The sequence below is a fragment of the Citricoccus sp. CH26A genome (genome assembly GCF_000224415.1).
Classification (GTDB): domain Bacteria; phylum Actinomycetota; class Actinomycetes; order Actinomycetales; family Micrococcaceae; genus Citricoccus.
The window spans coordinates 23788-37159 of the sequence record NZ_AFXQ01000019.1 but is presented as its reverse complement, the minus strand read 5'-3'; the positions used below and the strand labels follow the sequence as shown (position 1 = coordinate 37159).

Annotated in this window: 12 protein-coding genes; 5 read left to right on the top strand and 7 right to left on the bottom strand. The window is 71.7% G+C overall.

What is annotated here, in order from left to right; all coding sequences use genetic code 11:
• Positions 1-81 precede the first annotated feature (81 nt).
• From CITRI_RS0111710 to groL, 3 genes are all read left to right on the top strand, one after another.
• A complete protein-coding gene (locus CITRI_RS0111710) occupies positions 82-435 on the top strand; it encodes a DUF3263 domain-containing protein (RefSeq protein WP_010145011.1) in 354 nt (117 codons plus the stop codon).
• Positions 436-518: 83 nt separating this feature from the next.
• Entirely contained in the window at positions 519-1244 is a 726-nt protein-coding gene (locus CITRI_RS0111705; protein ID WP_010145010.1) for a LytR C-terminal domain-containing protein, read from the top strand.
• Between the two features lie 280 nt (positions 1245-1524).
• Positions 1525-3162, top strand: a complete 1638-nt coding sequence (gene groL / locus CITRI_RS0111700) for a chaperonin GroEL (RefSeq protein ID WP_010145009.1) — start codon at positions 1525-1527, stop codon at positions 3160-3162.
• A 168-nt stretch (positions 3163-3330) separates the two neighbouring features.
• Here the strand turns inward: groL and CITRI_RS0111695 are convergent, their stop codons facing one another.
• From CITRI_RS0111695 to CITRI_RS17540, 7 genes are all read right to left on the bottom strand, one after another.
• Positions 3331-4266: a DUF4031 domain-containing protein gene (locus CITRI_RS0111695; RefSeq protein WP_029139272.1), complete on the bottom strand. Its 936-nt coding sequence runs from the start codon at positions 4264-4266 to the stop codon at positions 3331-3333.
• An 87-nt stretch (positions 4267-4353) separates the two neighbouring features.
• Positions 4354-4644 carry a WXG100 family type VII secretion target gene (locus CITRI_RS0111690; protein ID WP_010145007.1) on the bottom strand — a complete coding sequence of 97 codons (291 nt, stop codon included), beginning with the start codon at positions 4642-4644 and terminating at the stop codon, positions 4354-4356.
• A gap of 127 nt (positions 4645-4771) precedes the next feature.
• On the bottom strand, positions 4772-6586 hold the full coding sequence (locus CITRI_RS0111685; protein WP_050813677.1) for a HAMP domain-containing sensor histidine kinase: 1815 nt from the start codon (positions 6584-6586) through the stop codon (positions 4772-4774).
• 20 nt (positions 6587-6606) lie between these two features.
• Positions 6607-7314 (bottom strand): response regulator transcription factor, encoded by a 708-nt coding sequence (locus tag CITRI_RS0111680; protein WP_010145005.1) that lies wholly within the window; start codon positions 7312-7314, stop codon positions 6607-6609.
• A 121-nt stretch (positions 7315-7435) separates the two neighbouring features.
• Positions 7436-9148 (bottom strand): DNA repair helicase XPB, encoded by a 1713-nt coding sequence (locus tag CITRI_RS0111675; protein ID WP_010145004.1) that lies wholly within the window; start codon positions 9146-9148, stop codon positions 7436-7438.
• Positions 9130-11529 (bottom strand): helicase-associated domain-containing protein, encoded by a 2400-nt coding sequence (locus tag CITRI_RS20500; protein ID WP_141566087.1) that lies wholly within the window; start codon positions 11527-11529, stop codon positions 9130-9132. Before CITRI_RS20500 ends, CITRI_RS0111675 begins: the two co-directional genes overlap by 19 nt.
• A gap of 155 nt (positions 11530-11684) precedes the next feature.
• Positions 11685-11966 carry a hypothetical protein gene (locus CITRI_RS17540; RefSeq protein ID WP_010145001.1) on the bottom strand — a complete coding sequence of 94 codons (282 nt, stop codon included), beginning with the start codon at positions 11964-11966 and terminating at the stop codon, positions 11685-11687.
• A 320-nt stretch (positions 11967-12286) separates the two neighbouring features.
• Between CITRI_RS17540 and CITRI_RS0111660 the strand changes: the two genes are divergently transcribed.
• Together CITRI_RS0111660 and CITRI_RS18495 are read left to right on the top strand one after the other, a co-directional pair.
• Complete coding sequence (locus CITRI_RS0111660; protein ID WP_010145000.1) at positions 12287-12670, top strand: cold-shock protein; 384 nt, start codon at positions 12287-12289, stop codon at positions 12668-12670.
• Entirely contained in the window at positions 12660-13340 is a 681-nt protein-coding gene (locus CITRI_RS18495; protein WP_237709055.1) for a DUF3027 domain-containing protein, read from the top strand. The genes CITRI_RS0111660 and CITRI_RS18495 overlap by 11 nt, the downstream gene beginning before the upstream one ends.
• Positions 13341-13372 lie beyond the last annotated feature (32 nt).

The following is a 13372-nucleotide window of genomic DNA, read 5'->3' as shown; positions in this document are numbered from 1 at the left end:
AGACTGTGGAGTACTCCGTCCAGCGCCGTGGGTGCCCGAACAGACGCGCGGCGGGGGACCACTTCCCGGAAGGACCCTCCCATGACTGCAGCTGACCCCGTCCCCTCGGAGCGCGAGGACGACCCGCGCGCTGACCGGGGACAGGACGACGGGCTGGAGGGCGCGAGCGGGCAGGAGCCCGGGGCGTCGTCGGCATTGTCCGAGCGGGACCGGGACATCCTGGACTTCGAGGACCAGTGGTGGAAGTACGGCGGGGCGAAGGACCAGGCGATCCGCGACCGGTTCTCCATCTCGGCCACCACGTACTACCAGGTGCTCAACGGCCTGCTCGACCGTCAGGAGGCCCTGGCCCACAAGCCGATGCTGGTCAAGAGATTGCGTAGACTACGGACGACTCGCCACCGGGCCCGCAGCGCCAGGCGGCAGGAGGCCTGAGCGCCACGGTCATGGGGCCGTGGCCACGTCTGCGGCAGCCACCCCGGCGCCGCCCGGTGCCGAAGATCTGGTGATGATGGTCCATGACTGAGTACCCGCGCGATCAGTTCGATGACGTGCCCGAATACCGCAACCGCAAGGGCAGCCATCGGGCCGTGGCGGAGCCGTCCGGCGGCACCGGCCCGTCCGGGCTGACCTGGATCTCGCTCGCCGCCGCCCTGGCCCTGGTGATCGGGGCGTTCTCGTACTTCATCCTGCCCACGCTGCGGGTCCAGGAGACCGCCCGGCCCGGTGCTGCGGAGGCGTCGGTGTCCGGGTCGGCGGCGCCGGGGCAGGGAACCTCCCCGGGGGCGGCCCGGCCCGGTGCCGGGGCGGGGACCGCCGACCCCTCGGCCGCCGGCACGGCCACGGCGGCGCCGTCGTCCGCGCCACCGGCCAGGTCCCCGGAAGTCAGCACGACGCCCCAGCCGACCACGACCCCGCAGCCCACGAAGACGCCGGAACCCACACCGACTCCCACGCAGACCCAGGAGCCGGAGACGGTGGACTACTCCTTCCCGGTGGAGGTCTACAACGCCTCCCGGGTCAACGGGCTGGCCGGCCGGGTCGGCGGCACGCTCTCCGGTTCCGGCTTCACGGTGGCCACCGCCGGGAACTGGTCGGGATACCCGGTGTCCTCCTCCGCGGTCTTCTACTCCTCGAACCCGGTCACCGCCCAGGCGGTCGCAGCCCGGCTCGGGTTGCCGGCGGTCTACGACGGACGGATCCCGGGCATCGCCGTGGTGGTCACCGCCTCCTACGCCGGCTGACGTGCTACCGCGCCCCCTGCGTTCCGGACACGGATTCCCCTGCACGCTGAACAACCGTCCAGGGCCCGTCCCGACGTTTGCACTCGGGTGTGCCGAGTGCTAAATATGGACTAGCACTCAGTGGTTCGGACTGCCAAGGCCCGCAGGCATGCGGGTGGTCCGCGCCACGAGTTTGACCTGAACGTGGTGAGGCCCGGCCCAGGGCCGTCCGTCGCGGGCACTGCACAGGTCGGTTGAACACTGCCAAGCAACGCCAAGGTCCAGAAAGGACAGTGCACACATGGCCAAGACCATTGCATTCGACGAAGAGGCGCGCCGCGGCCTGGAGAAGGGCCTGAACACCCTTGCCGACGCCGTCAAGGTGACCCTCGGCCCCCGCGGCCGCAACGTGGTGCTGGAGAAGAAGTGGGGCGCGCCCACCATCACCAACGACGGTGTCTCCATCGCCAAGGAGATCGAGCTCGAGGATCCGTACGAGAAGATCGGCGCCGAGCTCGTCAAGGAGGTCGCCAAGAAGACCGACGACGTCGCCGGTGACGGCACCACCACCGCCACCGTGCTGGCCCAGGCCCTGGTCAAGGAAGGCCTTCGCAACGTGGCCGCCGGCGCCGACCCGCTGTCCCTGAAGCGCGGTATCGAGAAGGCCGTCGAGGCCGTCACCACCGAGCTCATCGCCTCCGCCAAGGAGATCGAGACCAAGGAGCAGATCGCCGCCACCGCGTCGATCTCCGCCGCCGACCCGCAGATCGGTGCCCTGATCGCCGAGGCCCTGGACAAGGTCGGCAAGGAGGGTGTCGTCACCGTCGAGGAGTCCCAGACCTTCGGCCTGGAGCTCGAGCTCACCGAGGGCATGCGCTTCGACAAGGGTTACATCTCCGGCTACTTCGTCACCGACGCGGAGCGCCAGGAGACCGTGCTGGAGGATCCGTACATCCTCATCGTCAACTCCAAGATCTCCAACGTGAAGGACATGGTGTCCCTGCTGGAGAAGGTCATGCAGTCCGGCAAGCCGCTGCTGATCATCGCCGAGGACGTCGAGGGCGAGGCCCTGGCCACCCTGGTGGTCAACAAGATCCGCGGCACCTTCAAGTCCGTGGCCGTCAAGGCCCCGGGCTTCGGTGACCGCCGCAAGGCCATGCTGGCGGACATCGCCATCCTCACCGGTGGCCAGGTCATCTCCGAGGAGGTCGGCCTCAAGCTGGAGAACGCCACCCTGGACCTGCTGGGCACCGCCCGCAAGGTCGTCGTCACCAAGGACGAGACCACCATCGTCGAGGGTGCCGGTGACGCCGAGGAGATCGCCGGACGGGTCAACCAGATCCGTGCCGAGATCGAGAACACCGACTCCGACTACGACCGCGAGAAGCTGCAGGAGCGCCTGGCCAAGCTGGCCGGCGGCGTGGCCGTCATCAAGGCCGGTGCAGCCACCGAGGTGGAGCTCAAGGAGCGCAAGCACCGCATCGAGGACGCCGTGCGCAACGCCAAGGCCGCCGTGGAGGAGGGCATCGTCGCCGGCGGTGGCGTCGCCCTGATCCAGGCCGGCACCAAGGCCTTCGACTCGCTGTCCCTCGAGGGTGACGAGGCCACCGGCGCCAACATCGTCAAGGTCGCCATTGAGGCCCCGATGAAGCAGATCGCCTTCAACGCCGGGCTGGAGCCGGGCGTGGTGGCAGCCAAGGTCAAGGGCCTGGCCGCCGGCCACGGCCTGAACGCCGCCACCGGCGAGTACGAGGACCTGCTGGCCGCCGGCATCAACGACCCCGTCAAGGTGACCCGCTCTGCCCTGCAGAACGCCGCCTCGATCGCCGGCCTGTTCCTGACCACCGAGGCCGTCGTGGCCGACAAGCCCGAGCCGGCCGCTGCCATGCCGGGTGGCGACGACATGGGTGGCATGGGCGGTATGGGCGGCATGATGTGATGACCTGCTCCTAGCAGGCATCACCGGCCGTCCGGGCGGGACTGATCCCGCCTCGGACGCCAGTGACGGCGAAGGCCCGGTTCCCGGTTTGTCTCCCGGGGGCCGGGCCTTCTCGTGTCCTGGCGCATCGCCGGACGGGCACCGCTCGCCCTGTCCGGTTCCGGACCCTTAGCGGCGGAACCACCACCGGGAGGTGGGGTGCAGCTCCGCGGAGAGGTTGTGGCGGGCCGCACCGTCCCACATCCGGCGACCCGTCTCGGTCCAGTACAGCGGGTCGGCGTCCAGCAGGGACTGCACGACGGCGGCCCGGCCTGCGGCGAAGGCATCGTCCGGCACGTGCGCGAAGTCCTTCCGGACGGCGGCCAGGTACCGCGCGTAGTCACCGCGACCACGGCCCAGCACCTCCAGGTCCGCATCACTGAGCACGGCGCCGGAGCGGTCCTCGGGGTCCGGGTCGTGAGTGATGGTCAGCCGGACCAGCCGGGCCGTCTCTGCGATCTCCGGGTCCGGTAGGCCGAGATCCGACAGGACGGTCTCCGCCAGCACCGCGGAGTCCTCCTCGTCCTGTCCGGGTGGCCGGCCGGGGTCGCCGCGGTAGACGGCGTCGTGGAACCAGGCGGCCAGCTTGACGGCCCGGTCCCAGCGACCGCAGTCCTCTCCCTGGCGCAGCAGCAGGTCGACGCTTTTCAGCACGGCCAGCAGGTGGGAACGGTCGTGGTAGTGGCGGTGGGGTTCGGACCACCGGGCCAACAGGTCTGCCACCACGGGTTCCCGTTCGAGGGGGGAGTGACCGGGCAGCAACCGGTTGAACCGCTGGGTGAGGATCTTGTCCAGCTTGCCCGGCCGGTGACTGGCCGGGATACGCAACCCGGAGGCGACCAGGCGACGGACGAGCTCGGCGCCGCTGACCTCCTCGGCGCCCAACGCCACCAGGGCCGGGTATCGCTCGACGGGGACGTCATAGTGGTCCCCGTCGAAGGCGCGGCGGGGGATCCCGGCCTCCTCGGCGAAGGCGTGCAGCTCCGCCAGGGAGTGGTCCGAGACCAGGTGGGAGAACACGGTGCCGTGGGCGGGCCACCGTGCCGGATCGATCAGCACGGCCATGGTCCCCATCCTAGGTTTCAGCCGGGTGGGTGGAGATGGATCGCCTGCGCACCTCCACCCACCCGGCTGACGTCAGGGCCCGGGAGGTCAGCCGCGGAACATCGAGGCGTTCGCGGTCTCGGCGTCCAGGTACTGCTGGGCCGCATGGGTCATGGCCCCGCGGATGGACACCAGCGACTCCTCGACGCGGGCCTGGGTGGCCCGCCACTCGGTCAGGATGGTCTGGAAGTTGTTCGAGGCCTGGCCGCGCCAGGTGTCCTGCAGCTGGCGCAGGTTGGCCTCCATCGCGTTGACCTCGGCCTGCAGCCGGCCGATGGAGCCCTCCACGGCCTGGCTCTTGGCCATCAGGTCTTCGGTGTCGATCTGGACGAGCGCCATGTTCACTCCTGTGGGTGGGGGATCTGGATGCCGGTCCGGTCGCCGCGAGGCGGTCGGACCGACCGGGCCGGAGTGGTCCGGCTCCCTGTCCACGCTAGGAGCCCCGTCGGGCACCCGGCAGGGCCTCCTACTCTGCTGTGGAGGACGACGTCCCGCCGGGCGCCTGTGCAGGACGCGGCGGGATGGGTGGCTTGCGCCGGCCACGCATCACGCCGCGTCCGTTCCGTACCGGCTTCCCCGGGGCCGCCTGCCTGCCGCTCGGCTGCCTGCCGTTCACCGGTCGGCCGGCGCCGGACTGCTCGCGGGCCCGTTCGTCCCCGTCCACCGGCAGGTCCGCGTCTGCGACGGGGGCCCCGTCCCCAGCCTGGTCCGTCCCGGCCGCCCCATCCTCATCGGACTGTTCGTCCTGGTCCTGTGCGGCGGGGATCCAGGGCAGGCGCACGGAGAGGGTGGCGCCACCCCCGGGCGTCTGGGTCAGCCGTACGGTGCCGTCGTGCTGGGCGACGATCGCCGCCACGATGGCCAGCCCCAGGCCCGTGCCGCCGGTCTCCCGTTGGCGGGAGGAGTCCGCCCGGTAGAAGCGCTCGAAGACCCGGGCGGCGTCGTCCTCGTCGATGCCGGGTCCGTGGTCCCGGATCTCGATCACGGAGTCGCGCGAGCCGTGCACCTGCTGGCCGTCGGAGTCGACCGACCCCGGCAGCACGTCCACCGTACCGACGGCGATCTCCAACGGAGTGCCCTCCGGGGTGTACCGCAGGGCGTTGGTCACGAGGTTGGCCACCACCTGCCGCAGCCGGCCCTCATCCCCGGAAGTGGGCGCGGAACCGGCGCGCCCGCCGTCGAGTCCCTCGAGCCTGACCTCCCGGTCCGGCGCGTTGACGCGGGCGTCCAGGACGGCGTCGTGGGCCAGCATCATCAGGTCCACCGGCTCATGGTCCAGCGGCCGCTGTTCGTCCAGGCGGGCCAGCGTCAACAGGTCCTCCACGAGCTGGCTCATCCGCTTGGCCTCACCCTCGATCCGGCCCATGGCGGCGTCCACGTCCTCCTTCTCGGAGATCCCGCCGTGCCGGTAGAGCTCGGAGAAGCCCCGGATGGTGACCAGCGGAGTGCGCAACTCGTGCGAGGCGTCCTGGATGAACCGGCGCATGCGTTCCTCGGACTGCTCCTTGGACCGGAACGCGGTCTCGATATGGGCCAGCATGGCGTTCAGGGAACGGGACAGCCGGCCGACCTCGGTGTCCGGGGCACCCATCTCCACGCGCTGGGAGAGGTCGCCGGCCGCGATCTGGGCCGCCGTGCGCTCCACCCGCAGCAGCGGGCGGAACGCGCGGGTGGTCACCGCGTAGGCGATCGCCGAGGCGCCCGCGGTGGCCAGCAGGCCGATGGTGGCCACGAGGGACATCACCCGGTCCACGGAGCTGTACACCGGTTCCAGGGGCAGCGCGATGGCCAGGGAACCCTCACCGGACTCCAGGCGGTAGACCTTCACCCGCCACCCGCGGGAGTCCGCGTGGGTGCCGGGAACCTCGAACGCCTGGGTTCCCCTCGACAGGACCTCCTGTGCCGTCATCCCGGGAATGACCGGCCGGTCCTCGTCGGCCCCGGTGAAGGAGGAGTTCGTGGTGGTCCGCCCCTCGTTGTCCTGCAGTTCGCCGTAGAAGCGCAGGATGGACTGGGGCGAGGAGAAATAGTCCGTGCCCATGCCGAGGCTGGTCAGGTAGATCGAGACATTGCTGCGGTTGGCGAACAGGTCCTCGTCGATCTGCCGCACCAGTTCCTGCCGGAACAGGGACGCGGTCAGCGCGGCGGTCACGGCCACGGCCAGCAGCATCAGGCCGCTGGTCATGACCACCAGCTGGGTGCGCAACGAGGAGGTCTTCCAGGTCCGGACGATCTCGTGGAACGGCCGGAAGCGCCCGTTGTGGTTCACGGGTGGGGGCATGCCATCAAGGATACGGACGGTCAGCGCTTCTCAGCGGAGCGCAGCAGGTAACCGACGCCGCGCTTGGTCTGGATCATGTCCGGCAGGTCGGGGCGGTCGATCTTCCGGCGGAGGTAGGAGATGTACGACTCCACGATCGAGGCGTCCCCGTTGAAGTCGTACTCCCAGACGTGGTCCAGGATCTGCGCCTTGGACAGTACGCGGTTCGGGTTCATCATCAGGTAGCGCAGCAGCTTGAACTCGGTGGGGGACAGTTCCACCACCTCGCCGGCCCGGCGCACCTCATGGGCGTCGTCGTCGAGCTCGAGGTCGTCGACCCGCAGGACGGCGTCATCACCGTCGGCCGGGGCGGTGCGGCGCAGCACGGCCCGGATGCGGGCGACCACCTCGTCGAGGGAGAACGGCTTGGTGACGTAGTCGTCACCGCCGACGGTCAGCCCGGTGACCTTGTCCTCGGTGTCATCGCGGGCAGTGAGGAACACGACCGGGAAGTGCCGGCCGGCCGCGCGGAGCTTGCGGGTGACCGTGAAACCGTCCATGTCCGGCAGCATCACGTCCAGGACGGCCAGGTCCGGCTGGTCCTTCTCCGCAGCGGCCAGGGCCTCGCGGCCATTCGCGGCCGCCACCACCTCGAACCCGGCGAAACGCAGGGAGGTGGACAGCAGCTCTCGGATATTGGGCTCGTCATCGACGACCAGGAGCTTGGCTTCGGGCTCTTTGGACTTCATGGATTCCATCGTCCACCCGTTCGCTGAGCATTTCCTGAACGTTTGCTGTGCGAGGATTTCGGGGTACCGGACGGTCCCGGGCTGCGGAGCCACCGCCGTGACGACGGCAGCGGGCACCACCCTAGGGCTGGGCCAGGTCCGCGGCGTCGAGGATCGTGTACGCGTACCCCTGCTCGGCCAGGAATCGCTGCCGCTTCTGGGCGTAGTCCTGGTCCAGCGTGTCGCGGGAGACCACGGTGTAGAAGTGGGCGGACTTGCCATCCTCCTTCGGACGCAACAGCCGGCCGAGACGTTGGGCCTCCTCCTGGCGGGAACCGTAGGCCCCGGAGACCTGCACGGCCACCGAGGCCTCGGGCAGGTCGATCGAGAAGTTGGCCACCTTGGACACCACCAGTACCCCGATCTCCCCGTCCCGGAAGGCGCCGAAGAGGCGTTGGCGCTCCGCCACCGACGTCGACCCGGTCAGGACGGGAGCATCCAGGAGCTCCCCGAGCTCCTGGAGCTGGTCGAGGTACTGGCCGATGACCAGCACCTGCTCGCCGGGGTGCCGTTCGACGATGGAGCGCACCACGGGCAGCTTCACCTCGGAGGTGGAGCACAGCCGGTACCTGTCGGCGTCCTCGGCCATCGCGTAGGCCACCCGCTCATCCCTGGGCAACTCCACCCGCACCTCGATGCACTCGGCCGGGGCGATGTAGCCCTGGGCCTCGATGTCCTTCCACGGGGCGTCGTAGCGCTTCGGCCCGATCAACGAGAACACCTCGGACTCCCGTCCGTCCTCACGCACCAGGGTGGCAGTCAACCCCAGCCGACGCCGGGCCTGCAGGTCTGCCGTCAACCGGAAGATGGGCGCGGGCAGCAGGTGCACCTCGTCGTAGATGATCAGCCCCCAGTCGTGGTCGTTGACCAGCTCCAGGTGCGGATAGATCCCGCCCCGTTTGGTGGTCAGCACCTGGTAGGTGGCGATCGTGACCGGACGGACCTCCTTGACCGCCCCCGAGTACTCACCGATCTCGGCCTCGGTCAGCGTGGTCCGCCGCAGCAGCTCGGCCTTCCACTGCCGCGCGGAGACCGTGTTCGTCACCAGGACCAGCGTGGTGGCACCCGCGGTCGCCATGGCGCCTGCGCCCACGAGGGTCTTGCCCGCCCCGCACGGCAGCACCACGACCCCGGAACCGCCCGCCCAGAAGTTCTCCACCGCCATGCGCTGGTACGGGCGCAGTCGCCAGGGTTCCCCCGGAGCGGTGCCGACCGCGTCGCCGTCCGGGTACTCCCCGTCCGGAAGCTCACCGGTCGCCGGTACCTCGGTGAGCCCGATGGGGTAGGGCGTGCCGTCCACGTAACCGGCGGCGTCCTCGGCGGGCCAGCCGAGCCTGAGCAGGGCCTGCTTGAGTTGTCCGCGGCTGGCCACGTGGACCACCACGGTCCGGCCGTCGATGCGGGGACCGAACATGTCCGCGGTCTTCCGGGCGTGCAGGACCTCCTCGAGCACCGGATGGTCGTCGGTGCGCAGGACGAGTCCGTGGACGGGGTCGTTCTCCAGCCGCAGCCGGCCGTAGCGGCTCATGGTGTCGTCGATGTCCACCAGCAACGCATGGGGCACCGGGTAGCGCGAGTGGGTCAACAGGACGTCGAGCACGCGTTCGGCGTCCACCCCGGCCGCGCGGGCGTTCCACAGGCCCAGGTTCGTGATCCGGTAGGTGTGCACGTGCTCCGGAGCGCGTTCGAGCTCGGCGAAGGAGGCCAGCGCGTGCCGGGCCTCGGTGGCGTCCGGGTGGTCCACCTCCAGTAGCACGGTCTTGTCCGACTGTACGATCAACGGTCCGTCGGGCATGGGTCCTCCTGGTCGGTCGTGGGGGATGCGGGGGTGGTCACGGGCTCGGTTGCCCCGGCGGGCTCCGCGGAGACGACGCGGTGGAGGGGCACCACCGTCTCAGCCTCGCGGGAGGGGACGAGGCAGCGGACGCGGCCACCGGCCACGGCCAGGGGCACCACCCGCAACGACTGCCGATGGCCCCGCTGGTCCACGGTGACCAGGTCGACCTCGCTCCGCTGCCGGGCGGCGTGGCGCAACAGCACGACGGCCTCCTCGGTGCCCGGCCCGCTGGGCGAGGGACGGGGAGCGGCCCGCAACCGGGCGACCTGGGCAGCCAGCTCCTCCTCACTGGGCGTCCACCGCACCGCCCGGACGGGGGCCGGGAACACGGAGTCCACCGTCCCGGTCGCCGGGGTCGCCCGCCGCAGCCTGGACGGCCCGAGATCGGCCGCGCCGGCCCCAGTGGGGTCAGGGGTCCCGTTGCGGTCCGGCGTGCGCGGCCGACGGGAGGACCGGTGTCCGGCGGCGACGAGCATCCTGTGCAGTTCGCGCTCGCCGACCGTGGACACCGCGACCGTGGGTGCCACCCGCTCCAGTCCGGCCTCGGCCAGGACCGGATCGGCAACGATCGCATCCAGCAGGGCCTCGTCCTCCATTCGCAGCCAGGACCCGGCGGCGCCGACGGTCACCGCCCCATGGCGGCGCGCGACGTCGCGGACCAGATAACGCAGCGACTGCGGCAGCTCGTCCTCGGAGTGCGCGGCCAGGAACTGCTCGATCGCGGTCGCGTCCAGCCCCGTGTCCAGGGCGCGGTACAGGGAGTCGTCGGAGAACCGGTAGACCCGGGCCGCACCGTCTCCCTCGGCGTCGGCCATCGCCGCCAGCGTCCGCGCCACCTCGGGGTCGAGGTACCCGGGGGCCACGGCGGTCAGGTCGCCCTGCAGGCGCACCCGGGTCAGCGGAGCGGGAAGTGCCGTCCCGACGGCGTCGGCGGCCTCTCCGAGGCGGCCGGCGGCGACGAGGGCGCCGGCCGCGGTGAGGGCGCCGGCACCGGTCAGGCCGAGCCTGGCCGCCTCGGTCAGCAGCGGTGCGGTGAACGGAGCGGTCCGGGCGGACTGGCGGGGGCTGCGCCACCGGAGGCGCCCGGCCACCGCCTCATCCACCAGCACACCCGGCCGTTCCTCCGCGAGCTCGAGGGCGGTCTCCAGCACGGCGGCCCGCAACCCGGGCGCATCGGGCCGGTTCCGGTCGGAGGCCAGCGCCCGCCCGCCACCCGCCGTCGAGGGCGCTGCCCCGGACGAGGAACCGGACGGAACGCCACGGACCGTGGGCACCGGGCCGAGCAGGGGCGCGCGTCCGCTGCCCAGCCAGCCCAGGACGAGCGCCTCCCACTGCACCTGGCGCTCGCTGCTGCGCCAGTCCTCCGCCTCGGCGGCGACGACCCAGCGGGAGGTGTCCGGATCCAGGACCACGAGACCGGTCGCGGCGAGCAGTTCCAGCAGCCAGGACGTGTCCTCGGGCGTCGAACCGGTGGAGTCGGCCAGCCGCTTCACCTCCCGCACGCCGACACCGCCCGAGCGCAGGGTCGGCAGTCCCTCGACCAGTCCGTCCAGGAGGTCGGCGCAACCGCGCAACAGGTCGGTCATGGCGGCCAGGGCGGCGTTCGAGGACAGCGCGGAGGGCACGGTGCGGTCCTGCGGCGACGGCGCGGTGACATCCATCCGGCGTCCGGCGGTTCCGTCGCGCCAGGCCAGCCCGGCCTCGAGCGGGTGCTCGGCTAGGTCGGTGCCGTCCGGCAACCTGCCGGTCCGGACCAGCAGGCCGGTGTCCAGGAGCAGGTCGAGGACCGGTCCCGGTGGTCCGGGCAACCGCGCCACGGGAGCGGACTGCAGCACGTCCAGGGCGGCGGTGGCCCGGGCCAGCAGCTCCGGGTCCTCGGTGCGGCGGCCGAGGGCCGCGAGGACCTCGGCGCGGTCCGTCGGTGGTTCGGGGGCCGGGACGGGCCCCGGGCGGGTGGGCCGTCCGCCGGAACCGGCGGGACCGTCCTCGGGTAGGAGCACCGCCAGGCTGCGCCCCAGGCCCAGCGGGTGGGGGCCGATCGCGGTGGTGACGGCCAACGGCAACTGCCAACCGTCACCGGCGGGCAGCACCAGGGCGGCGTCCGCCAGGTCATGCAGGACCGAGTCCACGGCGTCGGAACCGGGACCGTCAGGACCGGCGGTCCCCAGGAACGCGGCGAGGCGGGCGCGGGTGACGGCCGCCCCGGTGTCGGGGACCCGGCGGCCCGGGGCACCCTGGACGGCGTCGGGGATCCGGGGTGCCGCGGCGAGGGCCGACATGGCCTCGAGGACGTCGAGATGGGCCCGGTCCTGGCCATCGAGGGCACGCAGCACGGACATCTGGGTGCTGGCCCTCGCCGCCAGGGCGGCGACGTCGGGAACGGGCGGATGACAGAGGTCTGGTCGGAGCCGGAACAGGCGGTGCAGTCGGTGGTCCGGCCACCGGGCGAGGTGGCTCGTCAGCGAGACGGCCGTCATGGCTTCGGCGACCGGGGTCAGGCGCGGCGCCTGAGCACCGCCTTGATCACCACGAACGCGAGCATCAGCGCGAATCCGAGCGGGAGCCCGAAGAGCCCGAACCAGTAGAACACCGGCCAGGCCGTGATCTGGAGGAAGTAGGACGCCAGGAGCAGCACCGTGGCGGCGAAGGATACGGCGGTCAGCGTCCCGCCCGCGATGAGCAACGCGCGCAGCCAGGGCAGGGACTCGGGGTTCGAGCCTGCGGCGGGACCGGTGGCGAGGGAGGCCTCTGGGGAGGTCGCGGGACGTACGGACATGGCGACCAGTCTACGCCTGCGGTGGGCGGCGCCGCGGGGGAAGGTCCCGGGTGAGGGGCGAGAGGGTATCCTTGAAGGGCTACAGACTTTCCCTTCCGTCCGGCACGCGACGGAGGCGGGTTCACCCGGAACCGGACGTCCACGACGACTCCCGAGGCCGCACCCGCCCGTCACGCCGGCACCGCCGCAGGGCCACCAGGAGTCGCCGCACCGTGAACGCCCGGCCATGCGACCCCCGCAGTCGGCCCGGACCGACCGGTCGGCGACGGCACGCTGCCACGGCCGGAAGGGTGCACCGAAGACAGAGAAGGACACGAGTTATGCCCACCGGCAAGGTAAAGTTCTACGACTCCGCCAAGGGGTTCGGATTCCTGCACACCGAGGACGGCAGGGAAGTGCACCTGCCCGCCTCCGCCCTGCCCGCCGGGGTGACCGAGGTCCGCGCCGGCACGCGCATGGAGTTCGGCGTGGCGGAGGGGCGCCGCGGCCCGCAGGCCCTCAGCGCCAGGATCCTCGACGACGCCCCCTCCGTGGTGCGCGCCCATCGCCGCAAGCCCGAGGACATGGCCGTGCTGGTCGAGGACCTCATCAAGTGGCTCGACATCGCCTCCAACGGCCTGCGCAAGGGCAAGTACCCCCAGCGGTCCCAGGCCGAGAAGATCGCCATGGCGCTGCGCAAGGTTGCGGACGATCTTGAGGCCTGAGACAGCGGTGGCCGCACAGGCCACAGACGACGAGGCCCGGACCGCGGACACCCCGCCCGGTGAGGCGCAGACCGTGCAGACGGCCGCAGGCACCGTGCGGATCCCCCCGAAGCCGACCCGCGCGCCCCGGCGTCGGGCACCGAAGCTCGACGAGCTGCTGGCCGGTGCCGTGGACGAGGCACGGGCCGCGCTGATCGCGGAGACCGGCCTGGCCGAGGACGGCCAGGTCGGCGCGCACGTCAGCGCCGTGGCCGACGACGACCGGCTCGTCACCCACCGGTTCGCCGCGACGCTGCCCGGTTACGGCGGGTGGGAGTGGTTCGCGACCCTGGCCCGCGCCCCGCGCAGCAAGGTCGTCACCGTGTGCGAGGTCGGCCTCCTGCCCGGTGAGCGCGCCATCCTGGCCCCGGACTGGCTGCCGTGGTCCGAACGGGTCAGCCAGGAGGAGAAGATCCGCCTGGACGCCATCGCCGCCGGCGAGGACCCGGAGAAGGCCCTGGCCCGTTTTCGCGGCGACGGGGACGAGGACGAGGACGAGGGCCCCGAGGGCGAGCACGATGGCCGGGACCAGGGCCAGGACCAGTGCGACGAGAACGCCGTCGACGCGGCCGACGTCGATAGCGGTTCGGACGTGGCCGACGCCGACGCCGGAGCCGAACCGGCCTCCTGACCACGTCACCGCGATGAGAACGGCGGGGCACC

Bases quoted from the DNA above. Each gene is read 5' to 3' on its own strand.
- CITRI_RS0111710 (WP_010145011.1), top strand. From the start codon at position 82: ATGACTGCAGCTGACCCCGTCCCCTCGGAGCGCGAGGACGACCCGCGC.
- CITRI_RS0111705 (WP_010145010.1), top strand. From the start codon at position 519: ATGACTGAGTACCCGCGCGATCAGTTCGATGACGTGCCCGAATACCGC.
- groL (WP_010145009.1), top strand. From the start codon at position 1,525: ATGGCCAAGACCATTGCATTCGACGAAGAGGCGCGCCGCGGCCTGGAG.
- CITRI_RS0111695 (WP_029139272.1), bottom strand. From the start codon at position 4,266: ATGGCCGTGCTGATCGATCCGGCACGGTGGCCCGCCCACGGCACCGTG.
- CITRI_RS0111690 (WP_010145007.1), bottom strand. From the start codon at position 4,644: ATGGCGCTCGTCCAGATCGACACCGAAGACCTGATGGCCAAGAGCCAG.
- CITRI_RS0111685 (WP_050813677.1), bottom strand. From the start codon at position 6,586: ATGCCCCCACCCGTGAACCACAACGGGCGCTTCCGGCCGTTCCACGAG.
- CITRI_RS0111680 (WP_010145005.1), bottom strand. From the start codon at position 7,314: ATGAAGTCCAAAGAGCCCGAAGCCAAGCTCCTGGTCGTCGATGACGAG.
- CITRI_RS0111675 (WP_010145004.1), bottom strand. From the start codon at position 9,148: ATGCCCGACGGACCGTTGATCGTACAGTCGGACAAGACCGTGCTACTG.
- CITRI_RS20500 (WP_141566087.1), bottom strand. From the start codon at position 11,529: ATGTCCGTGCTGCGTGCCCTCGATGGCCAGGACCGGGCCCATCTCGAC.
- CITRI_RS17540 (WP_010145001.1), bottom strand. From the start codon at position 11,966: ATGTCCGTACGTCCCGCGACCTCCCCAGAGGCCTCCCTCGCCACCGGT.
- CITRI_RS0111660 (WP_010145000.1), top strand. From the start codon at position 12,287: ATGCCCACCGGCAAGGTAAAGTTCTACGACTCCGCCAAGGGGTTCGGA.